We start from the raw sequence: 15032 nt of genomic DNA, 5'->3' as shown, positions 1-15032 counted from the left end.
GCCGCGCCCGGCGTCGCCCATGACGATGTCGACGCCGGAACGAGCCGGCGCCGCCGTGACGACAAGGATCATGGGCCACGGGTACGACAGGAACGGCGGGACGGTCAGGGGCGGCGCGGGCCGCCGCGGCGAGCCAGGTAGACCACGTCCGGTTCGCCGCGCGGCACCGCGACCGGGTGCGCGCTGACCGGACCGATCAGCTCCGCCAACCGTTCGGCGTACGCCGGCGCGGCCGAGGCGCTCCAGACGGCCAGCACGCCGTCGGCGGCGAGCCGGTCGCGCAGCAGCGCCGTGCCGTCCGCGTCGTAGAGGGTGGCGTTGCCGGGGAACACCGTCCAGTCGGGGCCGTTGTCGATGTCGAGGCAGATGGCGTCGAAGACCTCGTCGGTGGCCCGCAGCCAGGTCAGCACGTCCTGGTTCACGACGCGTACCCGGGCGTCGCGCAGCGCGTGCCCGCTCCAGGGGGCCAGCCGGTGGCGGTGCCACCCGATGAGCGTCTCCTCGATCTCCAGCACCACGATCTCCGCCGGCACGGCGGAGGCCGCCGCCTCGGCCAGCGAGAACCCCACCCCGAGTCCGCCGATCAGCACCCGCGCACCGGGCCGCACCACCTCGAGCGCCTTCCGGACGAGCAGCCGCTCCGACGCGCCGGCCCGGGTGTCCATCAGGAACACCCCGTTGCTGACGATCTCGAAGTGCCCGCCGCACTGCCGGAGAACCAGCTCGCCCCGCTCGGTCACCACTCGATCAACCACCGCAACCGCTTGGTTCATCCGGCCCAATCTAGGTGGTGGGGTGGAGATCAGCCCGCGATTTACCGCCGCAGGGGTTTGCCGAGCGGGAAACGGGGAAACGGCACCGCGCCGTGGAAGGGGATTGCGGGGTGCCGGCGGACGTGGACCCTGGGTGTGAGCTGTGCAGCCGGCCGCCGCCGGCCGGATGGGCGTTGGCGTACCGGGAGGATGCCGCCCCGACCGAGGAAGGCACCCGGGAGACGATGCTGACCCTGGGCAACGGCTACCTGGCCACCCGCGGGGCGGCGCCGGAGGCCTCCGCCGACGGCGTGCACTATCCGGGCACCTACCTCGCCGGCTTCCACAACCGGCTGTACGGGGCCGACCGGCCGGACAGCGACGAGAGCATCGTCAACTTGCCGAACTGGCTCCCGTTGACGTTCCGCCCCGCCGGTGGTGACTGGTTCGCGCCGCGGCGGGGGCGGCGGGAGCACGAGCACCGGGTGCTGGACCTGCGGCGCGGGGTGTACCTGCGGGAGCTGCTGGTGGTCGATGCGGACCAGCGGCGTACCCGCGTCCGGCAGCGACGGCTGGTGTCGCTGGCCAGCCCGCACCTCGCGGCGCTGGAGACCAGCATCATCGCGGAGAACTGGTCCGGACGGCTGGAGATCAGGTCGGGCATCGACGGCGGGGTGGTCAACGCGAACGCGCCGGCGGAGGCCGGCAGCTGCGGCCGGCACCTCACCGACGTGGCCACCGGCGGGGACGACGCCGAGACCGTCTGGTTGACGGCGGTGACGACCACGTCCCGGCATCAGGTGGCCGTGGCGGCGCGTACCAGGGTCAGCGGCGCCGGGGTGGCGCAGCTGCGGCAGGCGGCCGTGCACGGGCCGAACGACGTCAGCCAGGTGATCGGGGTCGACGTGACGCCCGGGGAACGGGTCGTCGTGGAGAAGACCGTCACGATCTTCTCCAACCGCGACCGGGTGGTGTCCGAGCCGCTGACGGCCGCCCGCCGGGAACTGCGGCAGGCGGGGGCGTTCGATCTGCTGCTGGCCGACCACGCCACGGCCTGGGCGCAGCTGTGGGAGCGGTTCCGGCTGGACGTCGGCGAGGAGCACGCCTGGCAGGTGCCGGTCCGGGTGCAGACGTTCCACCTGCTGCAGACGCTGTCGCCGCACGTGATCGACCTGGACGCGGGGGTGCCCGCCCGCGGGCTGCACGGCGAGGGCTACCACGGGCACATCTTCTGGGACGAGCTGTTCGTCTACCCGTACCTGAATCTGCGCATGCCGGAGCTGACCCGGGCCCTGCTGGACTACCGGTACCGGCGGTTGCCGGCGGCCCGGCGCCAGGCGGCCGCGGGGGGTCTGGCCGGCGCTCTGTTCCCCTGGCAGAGCGGCGACAGCGGCCGGGACGACAGCCCCCACCGGTCGCGGTCCCCGGTGACCGGGGAATGGGTGGACGACCACACCGGCCGGCAGCAGCACGTCAACCTGGCCGTGGCCTACTGCGTGTGGCGGTACTGGGAGACGACGGGCGACCTGCCGTTCCTCGCCCACTCCGGGCTGGAACTGCTGGTCGAGACGGCCCGGTTCTGGGCCGGCCTGGCCACCTACGACCCGGCCGACGACCGGTACGACATCCGCGGGGTGATGGGGCCGGACGAGTTCCACGACGGGTACCCGGGCCGGCCGGGGCAGGGGCTGGACAACTCCACGTACATCAACGTGATGGCCGCCTGGGTGCTCGGCCGCGCCGAGGAGGCCTGCGCGATCCTCGGCCGGCATCCGGGAGTGGCGCCGTGGCGCACGGTCGCCCCGGCGGACGACGAGCGGCGCCGGTGGGCGCACATCCGGGGCCGGCTGCGGCTCGCCTTCCTCGACGACGGGATCCCCGCCCAGTTCGAGGGGTACGGCGACCTGGCGGAGCTGGACTGGGACCGCTACCAGCGGCGGTACGGCGACCTGCGGCAGCTGGGGCCGCTGCTGCAGGCCGAGGGCGACGACGCGAACCGCTACAAGATCTCCAAGCAGGCCGACGTGCTGATGCTGCTGTATCTGTTCAGCGCCGAGGAACTCACCGGGCTGGTGCGCGGCCTGGGATACGAGTTCGACCCCGCCCGGATCCCCGCCATCGTCGACTACTACCTGTCCCGCACCACCCACGGCTCCACGCTCAGCCGGGTCGCCCACGCGTGGGTACTGGCCCGCACGGATCGCCGTCGGTCGTTCGAGATGCTGACCACCGCCCTCGGCACCGACCTCACGGATCCGCAGCACAGCTCGACCCGGAACGGCATCCATCTCGGCGCCGCCGCCGGCACGCTGGACATCCTGCAGCGGTGCTACACGGGGCTGGAGGTGCGCGGCGACGTCCTGCGGCTCAACCCGCTGCTGCCCGACGGGCTCGACGAACTCGACTGCGTGATCCGGTACCGCAACCAGTTGATCTCCCTGCACGTGGATCACGAGCGGCTGCGGATCGCCGCCGCCCCCGGCGCCGACCAGCCCGTTCCGGTGGCCGTACGGGGGGAGTCCTTCCCGCTGGCGCCCGGGACGGCCGTCGAGGTCGCGCTGCACGACGCGGCGACGCCTACCAGCGCGCATTCGTGGTAGTCAGCCCCGACGAACCGGTCCCGAGCCGAGGAGAGAAGCATGACCGTCACGGTTCCCGAGGTGATCGTCCGCTACTACCAGCTGAGCGCCGAACCCGACATCGACGCCTTCGTCTCCTGCTTCACCGACGACGCGATCGTGGCCGACGAGGATCGGACCTACCAGGGCCCGGCGGCGATCCGGGCGTGGCGCGAGCGGACCGCGGCCGAGTTCGACTACAAGGCGATACCGGAGGCGGTGGAGGAGGAGGCCGGCGGCAACGTGGTGGTCAGGACGCTGGTCTCGGGCACGTTCCCGGGCAGCCCGGTCCGCCTGCGCCACCGCTTCACGCTGCGCGACGGCCTGATCGGCGCCCTGGACATCCGGCCGTGAGGAGCGCGGGTTCGCGCTCACTCCCGGCCGCAGCGGCAACTACCGGAGCCGGCAGCCCGGCCCGGGGCGGGACTCGCCGCACCGACCACTCAGCCGGGTCGGGTGGACACCGCGCTAGAGGCGGTGTCGGACCCAGACGTTGGGCTCGACGTAGACGGCGTGGTTGTGGGCCACGTCGCAGTGCACCGGCACGAGCGCTCCCGGCACGTGGACCGGGCCGCTGGTGTCGAACGGCAGGCCGGTCCAGGAACGCCACTCGGCGAGCGTCCCGCTGACCATCATCGACCGGGTGGCGACCCGCTCGATGCGCCCGCCCGCGCGGACGTGCACCCGCAGCCACGGGTCGACCGGCAGGCCGTCCGCGCGGACCTGCGCCGCGTACTCGGCCATCGGGAGGTCCGGCTGGGCGGGCTTGCCGTTCGGGCGGACCGGGGCGACCAGTGTGTCGTAGCCCAGTTTCGCGGCCGCCTCCCGCATGGCGGCGAGCATCAGCCCGGACAGGCCGCGTCCGCGCTGGTCCGGCCGGATGCAGATCTCCAGGGCGGAGACGATGGTCGGAGTGGCCCCGGTGAGACGGGTGATGGTGGCCCGCTGGATCATCCGGTCCCAGCCGCCGTCGGGCAGCTCCTCCTCCGTCCAGCGCAACGGCACGGCGTACGCCCGCGCGACGGCGCGCCCCGGGTCGGCGGAGTCGACGGCGGCGAAGACGAACTCCGGGTAGAGGTCGTGGGCGACGCCGTAGTAGACGGGCGCCATCGGGTCCCAGAGCATGAACTCCGGCCACGCCCCGTCGAAGTCTTCGTCCAGCAGCGGGGCGAGGTCGGGACGGTCCGCCAAACTCACGATGTCGAGTGCCATGGCCGGGAAGGTAGAGCGGCGAGTCGTCAATCGCACGTCATTTTCGCCGAGGCGGACCTGCTCGACCGGGCTTGGCGCCGCCCGGGGGTGGGCCCCCGCTCGGCGCCGAGCGGGGGCCCACCCGGGGCGAGCGGGGGGTCAGCGGGGCGCGCCCACCGTCGAGGGCTGGACCAGGACGTCGTCCCGGTTGACGAACATGATCCGGTGGCCGAACTGGATCTGCACGTACGTCGTCTCTCCGCGGATCACCGTCCAGTCACCCGGTGAGGTGCCGGCGAAGGTGTAGGCCTTGTAGAACTCGCTCGGCGCGATCAGACCCACCGCGTACCGCTGCCCGGCGGGCAGCGTGTACTGCAGCGGTGTGATGGTCTGGTACGGCGCGCCGGGCGGGTAGGCGGCCTCCTCCGGGTAGGCCCGGCCGTAGACCGGGATGCTCGCCCGGCCCGGCTTGGGGGTCACCACGAACCCGGTGGCCCACTTCGCCGCCGGAGCGGACGCGGGGTTGTGGAACCACGCCTTCTGGCCGAGATACCAGATGGCGGTCCAGTCGCCCTGCCGGTCCGCGACGGCGTACGTCTGGCCGGCGGAGGCCCGGGCGCCGTGGTCGGACGCCTCCATGGTGGACGGTGATCCGTCCGGGTGCAGCCCGATGTCCGTGACCAGCGGCGCGTCGTCGCGGGGCGCGGTGTGCAGGATCACCGACGACGAGCCGCGCAGCGGGCAGGGCTCGCTGGTCGGGTTGCCGTTGTCGTCCACGGTGCAGCCCCAGAACGCGGGGCGGTTGGTGGCGAAGTCCGGGTCGATGGTGACCAGCCCGGTCCGCGGCGTGCCGGTGCCGTGGAACGGCGCCTTGAGCAGGTCGAAGTAGTGCGACCAGTCCCAGTACGGGCCCGGGTCCCAGTGCATGCCGCGGACCGTCGAGGGGACGGTGCCGGGCACGTTGTCGTGGCCGATGATGTGCTGTCGGTCCAGCGGGATGTCGAACCGCTTCGCGAGGTACTGCACGAGTTTGGCCGAGTTGCGGTACAGGGCCTCGGTGTACCAGGTGCCCTGGCGGGCGAAGCCCTCGTGCTCGATGCCGATGGACTTGCTGTTGACGTACCAGTTGCCAGCCTGCCAGGCGACGTCCTTGGTCCGGACGTGCTGGGCGGTGTGGCCGTCGCTGGAGCGCATCGTGTAGTGCCAGCTCACGTACGCCGGGTCCTGCACCAGCTCCAGCGTGCGGGCGTAGGTCTCCTCGGTGTCGTGGATGACGATGTACTCGATCTTCTGCCGGGCCGGCCGCTCGGACAGGTCGTGGTTGCCGTAGTACTCCGGGTCCGTCCCGTCGCCCAGCAGTTGGTACGGCGCCGGGATCCACTCGCAGGCCAGTTCCGCCGGGCACTCCACGCCGGCGGCCCGGGCCGCCTTGTGCAGGCCGAGCCGGGCGAGCCAGGACTTCTGCGGGGTCACGGCGCGGCCGGCGAGGGTCACCCGCTGACCGTCGTCGGTGGTCCGGGCCGCGCCGGTGCGGATCGTCGCGTACACCTCGTCGGCGAAGATCGCGGCGGAGTCGGTGCGGTCGGAGCCGGAGTAGCGGGCCACCGCGCCGTACCAGGCGCCGGGGTCGGTGCCGGCGCCGACGGGGGCGCCGACCGCCTTCTGGTACGCCGCCAGCAGGGCGGCGCCGCCGCGGATGTTGGCCGCCGGGTCGGACCTGAGCGCCGCCTTCCCCGTGCCGGTGGCCGCGGCGGCGGCGTCCAGGGTCTGCAGCGCCGGCTCGGCCGCCGGGCCGACCGCGGGCTGGCCGAGGTGGATCGGCGCGCGGGAGTCGTCACCGCGCGGGTCCTCCGCCGGGCCGTAGTGGCCGGGGCCGCCCAGGCTGTTGACGTACGTCGCGTCGGTGAGGTGCATCGGGCCGTAGCCCGCGCTGGTGCTCGGGGTGCCGGCGTTGGTGTCCCAGCGGGACTCCAGGTACGAGACGGCGAGCAGGACGGACTCCGGGACGCCGTACTCGGCGGCCGCCGCCGCGTACTGCTGCTGCCGGTCGGTGGGTGTCGGGCTGGCCGCGGGCGCGGGGGAGACCGGCGCGAGCGTGGCGGCGCCGACCAGCGCGGTGCTGAGCAGGATCCGCCTGCCGATGGGTGCTCGTGATCGGGGCATGGCACCTCCGTTCGAGGGATGGCTCAGTGGCCACCCTCGCCCCGACCGGTCCTCGTGTCAATGGATTCCGATCGACCTATCGATGGCGTAAGAAAGCTTCAGTCGCTACTCCTCGTCGACGTGGGGCGCCCGCCGGGCGAGCAGGAAGACGGCACCGGCCAGCGCGGCCAGGGCCAGCACCTCGCCGGTCAGGTCCCACGGCCCTGTCTGGATCCGCTCGTCGAGCCAGAGCAGGCCGACGGCGAGCGACACCAGCGGGTCGGCGACGATGATCGTGGCCAGGGCCGGCGCCCCCAGCGGGCCGGCCTGGTAGGCGTTCTGGCTCAGCAGCACGCCGAACGGGCCCAGGACCGCAAGCGCCCACGTCTGCCAGTGCCCGAACACGCTCAGCGGGCTGCCGTTGTAGTGGAAGGCGAGGCTGCTGATCAGGCCGGCGGTGACGCCGTAACAGGTGCCGGCGGCCAGCGCCAGCGGCAGCGGGCGCCACTTGCGGCCCAGCCCGACAGCGGCCGCCAGGCACAACGAGACTGTCCCGAGCACCGCGACGCCCAGCAGCAGGGCCGACGACAGCGTGCCGAGCCCCTTGCCCTGGCCGGCCGAGGGTCGGGCGATCAGCAGGAAGGCCGAGAGCGCGACCAGGCAGAGCACCGCCTCCAGCATGATCCTGAGGTCCGGGCGCCTCCGCTCGGTGAGCGAGTGCAGCAGGATGTACCAGAGCAGTCCGGTGATCAGCAGCGGCTGCACCAGGATCAGCGGCATCAGGCTGAGCGCGGCGACCTGGAGGCCGAAGGCCCCGGCGGCGAGCACGACCGACCAGCGCCATTCCGGTAGGCGCACCAGGTGTAGGAGCAGGCTGGGTCGGCCGGCCGGACTCTCGGGTGCGCGGTGGGAGGCGCGGAACTGCAGCACCGAGGACGCCCCGAACGCCGCGGCCGCGCCGAGGGCGAGGGGCGTTCCGGCCAGCACCTCCCCGCTCAGCACGGGGGTCCGATCATCCGGACCTGGCCCGGCGCCCAGCGGTGATGCGGATTCGAGGGGCCGTCGCGGTGCGCGTGCGCGTAGACCTGGTGGTCGCTGGGCGGTGGCCGGTCGAGCCGGCGCGGCAGGCGGAGCGTCCGCCACGGCACCCGCAGCAGGAACCGGACGATCAGCAGCCCGAGCAGGTACCCGCCGATGCTGTCGGTGAGCCAGTGGTAGCCGAGGTAGGTGGTGCCGATGAGCACCAGCACGCCGGGCAGCCACTGCAGCACGCGCCGGACCGGCACCGCCAGGTACGGCGCGAGCAGCATCGCCAGCACCCCGTAGTAGACGATGCCGTTGCTCACGTGCCCGGACGGGTAGAACTCCTCCCATCCGTGGCTGAACAACCGTACGGAGCCGTGGTGTGGGGCGCCTCGTGAGGTCCACTTCTTCAGACCCACGATCAGCACGGTGCTCACGATCGGGGCCAGGCCGGCCGGGATGATCGGCCGTATCGTCCGGTGCCGCCAGGCGAGCCAGAACGACACCGCCACGGTCAGCGTGGTCAGCGGCCCGCCCTGGCCCAGGTAGTCGAAGGCCAGCATCAGCTTGCCGACCGGTGGCGGCCGGTGCTGGTCGCACCAGTCCCGTACCGCGATGTCCATCTGCAGCAACGGTGACCACCAGACCAGCGCGGCGGTGAGCGCGGCGAGCGCGGCGATCAGCAGCGCGTCCAGCCACCAGCCGGTCGGTATCGGAACCAGGGCGGGTTCGCCGAGCGGACGAGGCGGACGGGCTTCGGGCTTCCGGCCGGGTCTTCCCGCTGTCATCCGCCTCCGCCCTCGCCTCGTCGAACCGGCATATCCCCTACCAAGAGCCTGAAAGTACCTTATAGCGGAGGAAATCCGCCGGTAAGCTGCTATTCATCCCGAGGGGCGGCGGCTGGTGGCGCTCCGCCTTTCGTCGCTGGAGGCGTACGACATGTCAACGACCGCGACCCGGTGCCCAACGGTCCGACGGTCAGTCGGTCCGCGCCTGGTGCGGCTGGGCGTGCCGGGCGAGCGCGACCGCGCCGGTGACGGCGAGCACGAAGCCCAGCACCGCCACCGGCTCGGCACCGGGCCGCACCCGGTCGCCGAGCACCAGCCAGCCGGTCGCCGCCGGGCCCACGGTCTGCCCGAGGATGGTCGAGGCGGAGGCGACCGTGACGGAGCCCCGTTGCAGGGCGGTGGCGTAGAGCAGCAGGCCGGTCAGCCCGGCGAGCACCAGCGTGTAGCTGACCGGGCTGCCCAGCACGGCGCCCGGACTGTCGACCCGGCCGAGCAGCCGGGCACCGACCGCCGCGGCGCCGAAGGACAGCCCGGCCAGCAGCCCGGGCAGGGCAGGCCCCCGCATCCGCGGGCTGCCCAGGTAGGCGCCCACGGCCAGCGCGAGCACCGCGCCGAGCAGCCCCCAGCCGACGGCCGCCGGCTCCTCGGCCGGGGGGCTGGTGCCCGCGGAGACCACCAGCAGCAGCAGGCCGGCGACCACCCCACCGATCGCCACCCAGTCCCGAGCGGCCAGCCGGACGCGCAGCACCAGCATGGCGATCAGTGCCACCAGGCTGAGGTTGGCCGCGCCCACCGCCTGCACCGCGAACAGCGGCACGGTGCGCAGCGCGGTGAAGGTGAGGCCGGAGGAGGCGGTGTCCAGGGCCAGGCCCGCCGCGTACGGTCCGTTCCGCACCAGCCGCCACAGCAACCTCGGGTCGAGGTGTGCCGTGGCCGCCACCCGGCGCGCTCCGATCGACTGCACGATCGCCGCGTTGGCGCTGCACAGCGCGGCGAGGATCGCCAGCAGGAAACCGAAGGCCATGAGGAAGTCCCGAGTTCGTCGGCGCCGGGTCGGCCGGTCGAGGCCCGCCTGGCATACCCACCAGCGCCCGCGTCTCGCCCCCGGCGCCGCCCGAATCCGGCGGGCGCCCGGTGATCGCGGCCGACAGCGGGCCGGGTCAGCCGATCCGGCCGCCGGATCCGGCCGGGTCGATCGGGCGGCGCGTGCTGATCGTCTCGGCCGACATCGGGGGCGGGCACGACGCCACCGGCCGGGCGCTCGAGGAGCGCGTCCACGCGCTCTGGCCGGGTAGCCGGGTGGGCTGGGTGGACACCCTCGACGCGATGGGTCCGGGGGTCGGGCCGACCTTTCGTCGCACCTACCTCACCAATGTCGGGGCGACGCCCTGGTTGTACGAGTTCTTCTGGTCCTCGCTGTGGCGGCACCGGTGGTTCGCCGACGCCTCGAAGTGGTTCACCGGTTCCTGGGCCGGCCGACGGCTCGCCCCGGTCATCGAGGCGTTCGACCCGGACCTGATCCTCTCCACCTACCCGATCGGCAGTGCCGGGCTGGCCTGGCTACGGCGGCACCGCGGTCTCGGCGTACCGGTCGGGGCCTGGGTGTCCGACTTCGCCCCGCACCCGTTCTGGGTGTATTCACAGCTGGATCTGGGGGTGGTGGTGCACCCGGCGGCGGTGCCGGTGGCGGCGGTCGCCGCCCCGGGCGCGGCGCTCGGGGTCTGCGCGCCCCCGGTGCTGCAGCGGTTCCGGCCCGGTGACCGGGCCGAGGCGGCCCGGCGCTGCGGTCTCGACCCGGACCGGAAGGTGGTGGTGGTCGCCTGCGGCTCCTACAGCCTGGGCTCGGTCGAGGAGGCGATCGCCCCGCTGGTCGGCATCGGGGACGCGGTGCAGGTGGTCGCGGTCTGCGGGCGCAACGAACAGCTGGCCGACCGGCTGGCGCGGCTGCCCGCCCCGGCCGGCAGGCTGGTGGTGCGCGCCTGGGTCGAGGACATGCCGACCCTGCTGCAGGCCGCGCACCTGCTGGTCACCAACGCGGGCGGGGCGACCGCACTGGAGGCGTGGGCCAGCGGCACGCCGGTGGTGATGTACCGGCCGATCGCCGCGCACGGCGCCGCCAACGCGGCGTTGATGACCGCCGCCGGGCTGGCCGAGACGGCCCGCGACCCGGTCGCGCTGGTCGCCGTCGTCCGCTCCCGGCTGGTCGGCCCGCACCCGCCCCACCCGCTGCGTGAGCCCCACCCCCACCTGCCGGACCTCGGGCTGCCGGCCGTCGCCGGGGCGCGCTCGCCGGTCGAGGCTGCGCCATCCGCCGGCGACCGCCCGACCCCGTCTCCCGGTGGGCCGGCCGGCCGCCGGCCGCCCAGCTGGCCCCTGCGCCCACAGGACGCGTTCTTCCGGTACGTGCAGTCGGCCACGGTGGCCCAAGAGATCGGTGTGGTGCTGGAGTTCGGGCCCCGGCCCGACGGCGAGGCCCTGACCCGCGAGGATCTGGTCACGCTGCTGGCGCGGCGGCTACCCGCGATCACCACCCTGCGTCGCCGGCTGGTCAGCCGGGGGCCCGGACGCCGGCCCGGCTGGGTCGTCGACCGGTACGTCGATCCCGCCGCCCACCTGACCGAGGCGCGGGTCGCGCCGGGCGACGACGGCAGCGCCGCCGTGGACCGGTTCTGGTCCCAGCCGCTGGCCCTGGACCGGCCACCCTGGCAGATCCTGCTGGTCGGCGGGCTGCCGGACCGGCGTAGCCGGGTCGCGATCAAGCTGCACCACTGCCTCGGCGACGGGCTGTCGGCCATCGGGGTCCTGCAACGGCTGCTCGAGCCGGCCACCACCCCGGCGGCGAAGCCGGCCGGACGGGCACCGGCCCGACCGGCGTGGGACGGGGCGGCGAAGGGTGACCGGGTCCGGGACACGGCACGTCGGGTCGCGCTCACCGCACGCGGGCTGGCCCGCCTCGCCGCGCAGGGGCCGGCCCCGGCCACCGAGCTCAACCGCCCGCTGGGCTCACCGCGCCGGATCCTGATCACCGCCACCCTGCCCGCCGCCGAGGTGTTGCGCGCGGCCCGGGCCTGCCGGGCGCACGCCAGCGAACTCATGCTGGCGCTGACCGCCGGGGCGCTGGGTCGGGTGCACCCCACGCCGGCGCCGCCCCGGCTGCGGGCGATGTTCGCGGTCTCCCGCGACCTTCGCCGCCGGGCGCCCACGCAGGGGAACTGGACCGGTGCGGTCACGCTCGACCTTCCGGTGCGGCGCATCCCGCCCCGGTTCCGGGTCGCCGTGGTCCGGCAGTCGCTGCGTACCGCGCTGCGCAGCGGGGAAGCCGAGGCGGCCGGCCTGGTCATGCGGGCGATGGGGGCGCTGCCCGCGCCGCTGCACGCCGCCCTGGCGCGGCGGTTCTACAGCAGCCGGCACCTCAACGTGATCGTCTCCTACGTCCCGGCGCCGCTGCGTCCGCTGGAGGTGGCCGGCGCGCCGCTCCGGTCGGCCACCCCGGTGGTCCCGCTCGCCGAGGGGGTGCCCGTCGGGGTCGGCATCCTGCGCGGCGGTGACACCTTCGAGGTCGGCGCACTGCTGGACGCGTCGCTGGCCGAGGTCGGCCCCGCGTTCGTCGCCGCCCTGCACGCCGAACTGGCCCAGCTGCTCGCCGAGGCCGACCGCGCGCCGGTCGCCGACGCCCGGACGGTTGGCGCCCCGGCGGTGAGCGCTTCCGGGCCGCCGCGACGGGGTCCGGCGCCGCCGGAGCCGCCACCGTGCGGCTGACCGGCGCGGTGGTGCTGGTCACCGGCGCCTCGTCGGGCATCGGCGCCGCCCTCGTCCGACGGCTGGCCGACGCGGGAAGTCAGGTGGTCGCCGCCGGTCGGGACCCGGACCGACTGGGCCGGCTCGCCGCCGAGACCGGCGCCACCACGGTGCTGACCGACCTGACGCGGCCGGGCGCCGGCCGGGAACTGGCCGAGCGGACCCTGGCCCGGCACACCCGGGTGGACGTGTTGGTCAACAACGCCGGCATGGGCTGGGCCGGCCCGTTCACCGGGATGGCCGACCCGCTCGCCGACGAGCTGCTCGCGGTGAACCTGCGCGCACCGATCGAGCTGACCCGGGCGCTGCTGCCCGGCATGTGCCACCACGGCGGCCACCTGGTCTTCGTCGGCTCGATCGCCGGGCGGCTCGGCGTGGGCGGGGAAGCGGTCTACGCGGCCAGCAAGGCCGGGCTGGACGCCTTCGCCGAGAGTCTCCGGCTGGAGCTGGCCGGCCGCGGCGTGACCGTCAGCACGATCGTGCCCGGGGTGGTGGACACCCCGTTCTTCGTCCGCCGGGGGCAGCCGTACCACCGGAGCCGGCCCCGACCGCTGCCACCGGAGCGGGTGGCTGCGGCGTTGACCGAGGCGATCGCCCGGAACCGGGCCGAGGTGTACGTCCCGGGCTGGCTGCGCCTGCCGGTGGCGGTACGCGGGCTGCTGCCCGCGCTGTACCGCCGCCTGGCCACCCGGTTCGGGTGAGCCCGGCCGTCGGTGGGCTGGATCTCAGCCGCCGCGTACCGCCCGCAGCGACTGCCGCAGCGAGGACATGGTCGCCAGCACCGCGGTCGGTTCGTGCCCGCAGTGCGCCATGCAGTTGGCGCAGCGGTCGTCACGGCCCCGCCCGTAGCTGTCCCAGTCCGTGGTGTCGAGCAGCTCCCGGTAGGTGGCGGTGTAGCCGTCGGCCATCAGATAGCAGGGCCGTTGCCAGCCGAGCAGCGAGTACGACGGGATGGCCCACGCCGTGCAGGGAAAGTCCACCCGGCCTTCCAGGAAGTCCAGGAACAGTGGGGAGTGGTTGAGCCGCCAGCGCGCCCGCCGGCCACCGCCGAAGGCCTTGCGGAACAGCTCCCGGGTCTCCGTCACGCCCAGGAAGTGGTCCTGGTCCGGCGCCTTTTCGTACGCGTACGCGGGGGAGAGCATCATCTCGTCGACCCGCAGGTCGTCGTTGAGGTAGTCGAGCACCTCGATGACGGTCTGCGGGGTGTCGGTGTTGAAGAAGGTGGTGTTGGTGGTGACCCGGAAGCCGCGCCGCTGCGCCTCCCGCACGGCCGCCACCGCGGCGTCGAAGACCCCGTCCTTGCACACCGACGCGTCGTGCCGTTCCCGCAGCCCGTCGATGTGCACGGTGAAGGCGAAGTACGGCGACGGCCGGAACTTGTCGATCTTCTTGGGCAGCAGGACCGCGTTGGTGCAGAGGAAGACGTACTTCTTCCGGCGCACCAGTTCGGCGACCAGGGTGTCGATCTCGGGGTGCATGAGGGGCTCGCCGCCGGCGATGGAGATCATCGGCGCGCCGCACTCCTCCACGGCGGCCAGTGCCTGTTCCACCGGCATCCGGCGCTTCAGCAGGTCCGCCGACTGTTGGATCTTGCCGCAGCCGGCGCACTTGAGGTTGCAGGCGAACAACGGCTCCAGCTCCAGCAACAGCGGGAACCGCTTGCGCCCGCGCACTTTCTGTTCGACCAGGTACCTGGCGATCCGCAGGCTCTGGCGCATCGGCATGCTCATGGCTGGCGTACCTCCTTGGGAAGGGTGAAGCTGACGTCCTCGACGGCTGCGGTGTGCTCGCTCACCTCCCGGGCACCGAGCGCGGTGAGTGCCGCGACGAGCTCGTCGACCAGGCCAGGCGGCGCCGACGCGCCGGCGGTCACCCCGACCGTCGTGGCGCCGGCCAGCCAGCGCAGGTCCACACCGCCCACGTCGTCGACCAGGTGGGCCCGCGCGCCGGCCCGCTCGGCCACCTCGACCAGCCGGCGGGAGTTGGAGGAGTTGGTCGACCCGACCACCAGCACGACATCGGACCGCTCGGCGACCGCCGTGATGGCCCGCTGCCGGTTGGTGGTGGCGTAGCAGATGTCGTCCGAGCCGGGCCCGGTCAGCGCCGGGAAGCGCCGGCGCAGCGCGTCCACGACGCCCGCCGCCTCGTCCACCGCCAGCGTGGTCTGCACCAGATAGGACACCCGGGACGGGTCGGTCACCTGCACCGTCTCGGCGGCGGCCGCGTCCGGCACCAGCCGGATCCGCGCGGGCGCCTCGCCGAGGGTGCCCTCGGTCTCCTCGTGGCCGGCGTGCCCGATCAGCAGCACCGTGTCGCCCCGGCCGGCGAACCGGCGCGCCTCGGCGTGCACCTTGGTCACCAGCGGACAGGTGGCGTCGATGACCGGCAACTGCCGGTCGGCGGCCTCCTGGCGTACCGCGGGCGACACGCCGTGCGCGGAGAAAATGGTCAGCGCGCCGTCGGGGACCTCGTCGAGTTCGTCCACGAAGACCGCGCCGCGGGCCCGCAGGTCGGCGACGACCCGCGCGTTGTGCACGATCTGCTTGCGGACGTAGACCGGCGGGCCGTGCCGCCGCAGCGCCTGGTCCACCACCGCGATCGCCCGCTCCACCCCGGCGCAGAATGAGCGCGGCGAGGCCAGCAGCACCTGCTCGACGCTGCCGGCGGCCGCCGCCCACTCGGCCAGTGCCGCCGCCACCGCGGGCAGCACCCGCAGCGCG

Annotated in this window: 12 protein-coding genes; 4 read left to right on the top strand and 8 right to left on the bottom strand. The window is 74.0% G+C overall.

The window, feature by feature from the left end:
• Nucleotides 1–104 precede the first annotated feature (104 nt).
• Entirely contained in the window at nucleotides 105–773 is a 669-nt protein-coding gene (locus ACY34I_RS00840; RefSeq protein ID WP_462751454.1) for a spermine/spermidine synthase domain-containing protein, read from the bottom strand.
• Nucleotides 774–883: 110 nt separating this feature from the next.
• On the opposite strand from ACY34I_RS00840, the gene ACY34I_RS00835 reads away from it, so the two are divergent.
• The gene (locus ACY34I_RS00835) at nucleotides 884–3352 is read left to right on the top strand and encodes a glycoside hydrolase family 65 protein (protein WP_462751453.1); all 2469 of its coding nucleotides are present in this window, start codon (nucleotides 884–886) and stop codon (nucleotides 3350–3352) included.
• 39 nt (nucleotides 3353–3391) lie between these two features.
• Nucleotides 3392–3724 (top strand): nuclear transport factor 2 family protein, encoded by a 333-nt coding sequence (locus ACY34I_RS00830; protein ID WP_148798803.1) that lies wholly within the window; start codon nucleotides 3392–3394, stop codon nucleotides 3722–3724.
• A 114-nt stretch (nucleotides 3725–3838) separates the two neighbouring features.
• Here the strand turns inward: ACY34I_RS00830 and ACY34I_RS00825 are convergent, their stop codons facing one another.
• From ACY34I_RS00825 to ACY34I_RS00805, 5 genes are all read right to left on the bottom strand, one after another.
• Complete coding sequence (locus tag ACY34I_RS00825; protein ID WP_462751451.1) at nucleotides 3839–4582, bottom strand: N-acetyltransferase; 744 nt, start codon at nucleotides 4580–4582, stop codon at nucleotides 3839–3841.
• A gap of 138 nt (nucleotides 4583–4720) precedes the next feature.
• The gene (locus ACY34I_RS00820; RefSeq protein ID WP_462751449.1) at nucleotides 4721–6724 is read right to left on the bottom strand and encodes an N-acetylmuramoyl-L-alanine amidase; all 2004 of its coding nucleotides are present in this window, start codon (nucleotides 6722–6724) and stop codon (nucleotides 4721–4723) included.
• A gap of 105 nt (nucleotides 6725–6829) precedes the next feature.
• Entirely contained in the window at nucleotides 6830–7705 is an 876-nt protein-coding gene (locus ACY34I_RS00815; RefSeq protein WP_462751447.1) for a DMT family transporter, read from the bottom strand.
• Nucleotides 7699–8514 (bottom strand): phosphatase PAP2 family protein, encoded by an 816-nt coding sequence (locus ACY34I_RS00810; protein ID WP_462751445.1) that lies wholly within the window; start codon nucleotides 8512–8514, stop codon nucleotides 7699–7701. The genes ACY34I_RS00815 and ACY34I_RS00810 overlap by 7 nt, the downstream gene beginning before the upstream one ends.
• Nucleotides 8515–8704: 190 nt before the next feature.
• Nucleotides 8705–9538: a DMT family protein gene (locus tag ACY34I_RS00805; RefSeq protein ID WP_462751443.1), complete on the bottom strand. Its 834-nt coding sequence runs from the start codon at nucleotides 9536–9538 to the stop codon at nucleotides 8705–8707.
• A 182-nt stretch (nucleotides 9539–9720) separates the two neighbouring features.
• Here ACY34I_RS00805 and ACY34I_RS00800 point away from each other — a divergent pair, with 182 nt between their 5' ends.
• Both ACY34I_RS00800 and ACY34I_RS00795 read left to right on the top strand, forming a co-directional pair.
• The gene (locus ACY34I_RS00800) at nucleotides 9721–12273 is read left to right on the top strand and encodes a wax ester/triacylglycerol synthase domain-containing protein (protein WP_462751441.1); all 2553 of its coding nucleotides are present in this window, start codon (nucleotides 9721–9723) and stop codon (nucleotides 12271–12273) included.
• Nucleotides 12264–13013: an SDR family NAD(P)-dependent oxidoreductase gene (locus ACY34I_RS00795; RefSeq protein WP_462751439.1), complete on the top strand. Its 750-nt coding sequence runs from the start codon at nucleotides 12264–12266 to the stop codon at nucleotides 13011–13013. The genes ACY34I_RS00800 and ACY34I_RS00795 overlap by 10 nt, the downstream gene beginning before the upstream one ends.
• A 24-nt stretch (nucleotides 13014–13037) precedes the next feature.
• Here the strand turns inward: ACY34I_RS00795 and hpnH are convergent, their stop codons facing one another.
• Together hpnH and ispH are read right to left on the bottom strand one after the other, a co-directional pair.
• Entirely contained in the window at nucleotides 13038–14042 is a 1005-nt protein-coding gene (hpnH, locus tag ACY34I_RS00790; RefSeq protein WP_462751437.1) for an adenosyl-hopene transferase HpnH, read from the bottom strand.
• Nucleotides 14039–14998 (bottom strand): 4-hydroxy-3-methylbut-2-enyl diphosphate reductase, encoded by a 960-nt coding sequence (gene ispH / locus ACY34I_RS00785; protein ID WP_462751919.1) that lies wholly within the window; start codon nucleotides 14996–14998, stop codon nucleotides 14039–14041. Before ispH ends, hpnH begins: the two co-directional genes overlap by 4 nt.
• Between the last annotated feature and the right edge of the window lie 34 nt (nucleotides 14999–15032).

This window comes from Micromonospora sp. RTBAU3-60 (assembly GCF_054963695.1).
This window is presented reverse-complemented; position numbering and strand designations above follow the sequence as displayed.